The sequence below is a fragment of the Variovorax sp. Soil_C_26 genome, from assembly GCF_057657075.1.
Window position 1 is genome coordinate 1 of sequence record NZ_JBDGJC010000026.1, and the last position, 4,469, is coordinate 4,469.

Sequence of the window (4,469 nt, forward strand, 5' to 3'; positions counted from 1 at the left end):
CAGTGTCGCCACGTCAATCACTCCTGTGCTCCTGCCGCTAAAAGCAGCAGGTTAGGGTTCTTACGTGGGTCAGATTTGGATGGAAATCGCCGGGATTAGTGGGTCACTTCTGGATGGAAATCAACAGCCCTGTCGGGCAATGTCGTGCGACTGGGGGAGGTTCGCAGCAATGGCGCGTTCGATCATCACCTCAGCAAGCCGGTGGATGTGGAGAGCCTGTTGCGCCTATGTGAAGAGGGCTGTAGATCCACCAGACTCGGCGGCATCCCCCCGGCGGTGGCCCCAGATGAGCCCTCCAGGCCGTAGGCGGGATTCGCAGATCGATTCCAACCTTTGGGGAGGCTGCGAAGACTGATGGCGTTCATTCACCGCAGGCCTCGTTGCCACGCCGCTACGACATGAAAGCCGGAAGCACTCGCGCTACATCTTTCAGAAACGCAAATTCGGCATCGCTCAGCGGCTGGGCGATCACGTCAAAGTGGCAAAGCGTGCCGACAAGAGCGCCACCGCTTCCTACGATCGGCACGCCGTGGTACGCCCCCATCACGCCTTGGTAGGCGTGTCCATTCAGGCGATCGTCGGATGCCGAGTCGCTGGTCAAGAACGCGCCATCACGAACTACGAACTGGCAGAAACTCGAGCCAATTGGGACCTCTGTCAGGTAGTCCGGGCGGGCTTCGTTCAACTTGTCGACGAGCGCGACGTTCCTGAACAAGGCGTCATCGAGTCGGTAGACCGCAGTATAGCGATGAGGAACGCGGGCGTTGACAAGCTGAAGAGCAGCAGTAAGTCCTTCTTCCTCGCACGAGAATACAAAGGATTGGAGTTCGCTGCCGGCGGACTATTCCTTTGCGGCCAAGAGCATCTGCAAGTAAAGATGATCGATTTCTCGTTCCCACACTGACCCTGCGTCAAGCAGCGCTGCATCCGCGGCGCGCAGGTCTGCGACGTCCTTAACCATCGCCATGGTGGGGTAGGGGCGCACGGCATATCCTGCAGCCCGGAGTGCTTGTTCTTTCTCAAAACGCGACAGCGGTGACATAGCGACTCCTTGGACGCCAGTTTAGATGCTCCAAAAGGCTCGCGGTTGCCGAACACCCACGCTTTTGTAATAGCTCGAAAGACCGCCCACGCGGGGCGGCGCCCGGTGGCAAGAATGCCTCGATGTGCTTCCACTACCAAGCCGGAACCCGCCGCCGCAAGCTCGAGAAGATGGGCGTCTCACCCCGACCCGATTGGGAGTCGCCCTCCGGCAATGCTCATCTATCCAACCTGGCCGCCGGAGCGCGATTCGGATGATGAGGCAGTTCCGGCCCTCGAACTGGTCGGTGCGCACTTCGGCTTGCGACCCGGCTTCGCAAGAGTGCTCGCACATCACGGCGAAGCGGGCATTGACGGCGCGACCCTATCATGCGCGCTATCTCGCGCTCCGACAGCTTGTCCCTCACGTGCAGCCGACGGGTCCTGCCGACCATGCCAAGGTGATCACTCCTCGAACCCCGCTGCTTAAATATACAGCAGGGTAGGTTGAACACCTGGCTCCCTTTTAGTTCGGCACTACCTCCAAAACTGGCTCACTTTCCGGGCGGCGCCAACAGGCTGCGCAGCAACAGAACTTTTTTCCAGGGTACCGAACCCAGAGCGGCAGGAGCACAGTGGTGGTCCTGCCGCTTGCGGTCCTGGTCTGTGCGGCATTGCTGGTCTGCGAAGGCGCCCGTGGCGGCAACGGGCTCTGCACGCGCCCCTGGAGCAGGGGCGCTGTGCGCCGATGGCTCATACCGGTTTGCCGCGAGAGTGCAGCGACGGGGCTCAGCTCGTACGCTGGCGTGATCTCGCGCGGGCGACCCGTTCCGGTAGCACCGCGCCGGTCGGTGAACGCTTTCGCAATTGCCTCCTTGAAGCGCCCCGTATTTGAACTGACCCCCAGAAGTTGGACGGTCACGATCCCGCCGATCAGGCGGTGCTTCTCAGCCGGTAATCGACCGGGCTGAGTCCCTGCAGTCCAAGCTTTATGCGCTTGTGGTTGTAGTAGTGGATGTAATCATGCACGCCCGCTTCGAGCGCATCGATGCTATCGGGCGCTGCAAGATGGAAATACTCGGCCTTCAACGTGCCGAAGAAGCTTTCAATCGCCGCGTTGTCGAAGCAATTTCCCTTACGGCTCATGCTTTGCTTGACCCCCCGTGTCGCGAGCATCGATCGGTAGGGCTTCATCTTGTAGTGCCAGCCCTGGTCCGAGTGAACTATAAGTTCGGCGGTGCACCTGATCCGCGATAGTGCTGTCTGAAGTGTGCTGCAAACCAGCTCGAAGACGGGGCGTCTTGCCATGCGGTGCGCGATGATCTCGCCGTTGTAGAGGTCCATACAGGCCGACAGATAGAGCTTCTGGCCATTCACACTGAACTCGGTGACGTCCGTCGCCCATTTCCGGTTCGGAGCGGTTGCGCAAAAGTCGCGTTGCAGAACGTTGGGCACGTGCTCATCGCTTATGCCCAGGACTTGTCGGAAGCGCTTCTTCGCCCGGATCAGCGCGCGCAGTCCCATCTTCTGCATCAGACGCTGCACGCACTTGTGGTTGACCGGTTTTTCGAGCGAATTGCACAGCGCAGCCGTGATCCGTCTGTAGCCGTAGCGGCCCTTGTGCTCGTCGTAGACAGCGCGTATCTCGGTCTTCAGAATGCTTTGCTGGTCGGCGCGCTGGATCGCCTGACACTGGTAGTAGAACGTGCTGCGTGCCATGCCTGCAGCTTGCAGCAGATCCGCCAATTTGTGGTGATGCCTCAACCCGGTAATCAGACGCGCCTTGTCGGCGCAGCTGATCTCTTCGACCGGATCAAGGCTTGTAATTTTTTTAAGCACGCGACCTCCGCGCGCAGTCGCTCATTCTCTTCACGCAGGGCCTGCGTCGAATCGGTGGAAGCCGGGTTTGCCGGCGGTGGGCAGCGTCGTTCCGGCTTCATGCTGGGACGCCCTTGCTTTCTGCCATCGAGGGCCTGCACGCCACCTTGGTCAAGATTGCATCGACAGCCCACCACTTGGTTGGGATTGCGGATGTCATAGACCGCCGCCACTTGGCGGCTCGAAAACTGTTCACGGTCCTGATGAGCCAGCACCTGCAACTTGAACTGCGCACTGTACGCGCTGCGCTTGGGGCGCAACCCGTCAATGCCGTGGAGGCGATAGTGGCTCACCCAGGTGCGGATCTTTTCCTCGGGCAGCGACCAACGCCGGGCCAGCAACTTCGCTCCGCCCTCGCCAGCCAAAAAGCTCTCAACGACCTTGAGCTTGAACTCCGCTTTGTACTTCTTCATGAAACCCCTTGAAGTTTGTCCAACTTCTGGGGGTCAGTTCAAAGCCGGGGCGCTTCACCTTGCCGCGCAGACGCATTGCGGCTGGATGCCCACTCTGACAAAATCTCCGCGTACTTCGGGAGACGTGCAATGAAGATTGTCTCGATCAACCAGGCGCGCACTCAGAGCGTCCAAGACGTTACCTTCAACCTGGATTCGGAGATCGACTCCGAGATTCTTGAACTGTCCAGGAGTGCCGGTCTCGTGCTGAGCGGCGAGGGCCGCTTGCTGAGGGTGCAGTCGAGCGGCGAGGAGCCGATCGTCGCCGATACGATCGCGAGACTCAACGAAAGGCTCGACGGAGCCATTACCCTAAAGGCCGCGCAGAAGGAAGAGGCGCTCGAAGTGCGAGCCCGCATGCTCGCTTCGGTTGCAGCCGACACCAAGCTCGACCTTGACTGACTTTGCAACTTCATTTGGCGTCGCACATCAGGTGAAGACGTGCTTCGCGTTGGTGTCGCGCGAGTTGGTCTGAACGAGCGTCTCGGCTGTCACGCGCCCGGCGGCCGACCTGCCGCCAGCGCACGGGCCGGTCGCCCGACAGCCGGGGCGCCGCGTCAAGATATCGTGGCATTGCGCAGTCTGCGTCGCGTCAACGTTCCAGCCGTCTCTTGCATTCGTTGCGTGTTGCGTGTTCCGGGTGCCGTGTTCGGCGTGCCGCGGGACCGCGAGGCGCCCACAAGCCGGCGTATAGGTACCACCGGTTCTTGATTGCAAGGAGATCAGTCCCTCCGAAGATTGCACAGTCAGAACAGCACCGGAGAAGGGATCATTGCTGCTGCCATGCGGGCCTTGGTCGGCTTGTGCAGCATTGCTCATCTGGTGGGTATTCCGGAGCATCGTGACCGTCAATTCCGCACGAACGTGATCGGTGATTCCGGGCTCAACGTGACCGATTTCTGGCTGGTCCGGAATCACCGGTCACGGCAGCGGAACGCTGCCGTACGTCAGCGTGTTGGTGTTGCGCATTTCATCCACCCCATGCGGGTAGCCTGCCCGGCTTTGCCGGAGACAGGCTTGCCCGCACCAAGGATCAACATGCTGCCCGGCGTCAACTACTTTGAGCGGCCAGCGTCAATTATCTTGAGCGGTGCGGTCGAGCAAGATCATTGAGTAGTT

At 60.3% G+C, this 4,469-nt stretch carries 5 protein-coding genes; 2 read left to right on the forward strand and 3 right to left on the reverse strand.

The annotated features are described in order from the left end of the window. Positions 1 to 391: 391 nt before the first annotated feature. The 3 genes from AC3A6G_RS27225 to AC3A6G_RS27235 all read right to left on the reverse strand — a co-directional run bounded on the left by AC3A6G_RS27225 (position 392) and on the right by AC3A6G_RS27235 (position 3,311). Positions 392 to 715 carry a GAF domain-containing protein gene (locus AC3A6G_RS27225; RefSeq protein WP_487875080.1) on the reverse strand — a complete coding sequence of 108 codons (324 nt, stop codon included), beginning with the start codon at positions 713 to 715 and terminating at the stop codon, positions 392 to 394. Between the two features lie 126 nt (positions 716 to 841). Next, positions 842 to 1,042 (reverse strand): hypothetical protein, encoded by a 201-nt coding sequence (locus AC3A6G_RS27230; RefSeq protein ID WP_487875081.1) that lies wholly within the window; start codon positions 1,040 to 1,042, stop codon positions 842 to 844. Between the two features lie 911 nt (positions 1,043 to 1,953). Further along, positions 1,954 to 3,311, reverse strand: a protein-coding gene (locus AC3A6G_RS27235; protein WP_487875082.1) for an IS3 family transposase whose coding sequence is annotated in 2 segments (ribosomal slippage) — positions 1,954 to 2,811 and positions 2,814 to 3,311 — 1,356 coding nt in all. Because the reading frame shifts where the segments join, the coding sequence is not laid out codon by codon here. 129 nt (positions 3,312 to 3,440) lie between these two features. On the opposite strand from AC3A6G_RS27235, the gene AC3A6G_RS27240 reads away from it, so the two are divergent. Continuing rightward, complete coding sequence (locus AC3A6G_RS27240; protein ID WP_487875083.1) at positions 3,441 to 3,752, forward strand: hypothetical protein; 312 nt, start codon at positions 3,441 to 3,443, stop codon at positions 3,750 to 3,752. A 381-nt stretch (positions 3,753 to 4,133) separates the two neighbouring features. Beyond that, positions 4,134 to 4,463: a hypothetical protein gene (locus AC3A6G_RS27245; RefSeq protein ID WP_487875084.1), complete on the forward strand. Its 330-nt coding sequence runs from the start codon at positions 4,134 to 4,136 to the stop codon at positions 4,461 to 4,463. Positions 4,464 to 4,469 lie beyond the last annotated feature (6 nt).

Excerpts from the sequence above, each read along its gene's own strand:
- AC3A6G_RS27230 (WP_487875081.1), bottom strand. The coding sequence starts at position 1,042 with ATGTCACCGCTGTCGCGTTTTGAGAAAGAACAAGCACTCCGGGCTGCA.
- AC3A6G_RS27240 (WP_487875083.1), top strand. The coding sequence starts at position 3,441 with ATGAAGATTGTCTCGATCAACCAGGCGCGCACTCAGAGCGTCCAAGAC.
- AC3A6G_RS27245 (WP_487875084.1), top strand. The coding sequence starts at position 4,134 with ATGCGGGCCTTGGTCGGCTTGTGCAGCATTGCTCATCTGGTGGGTATT.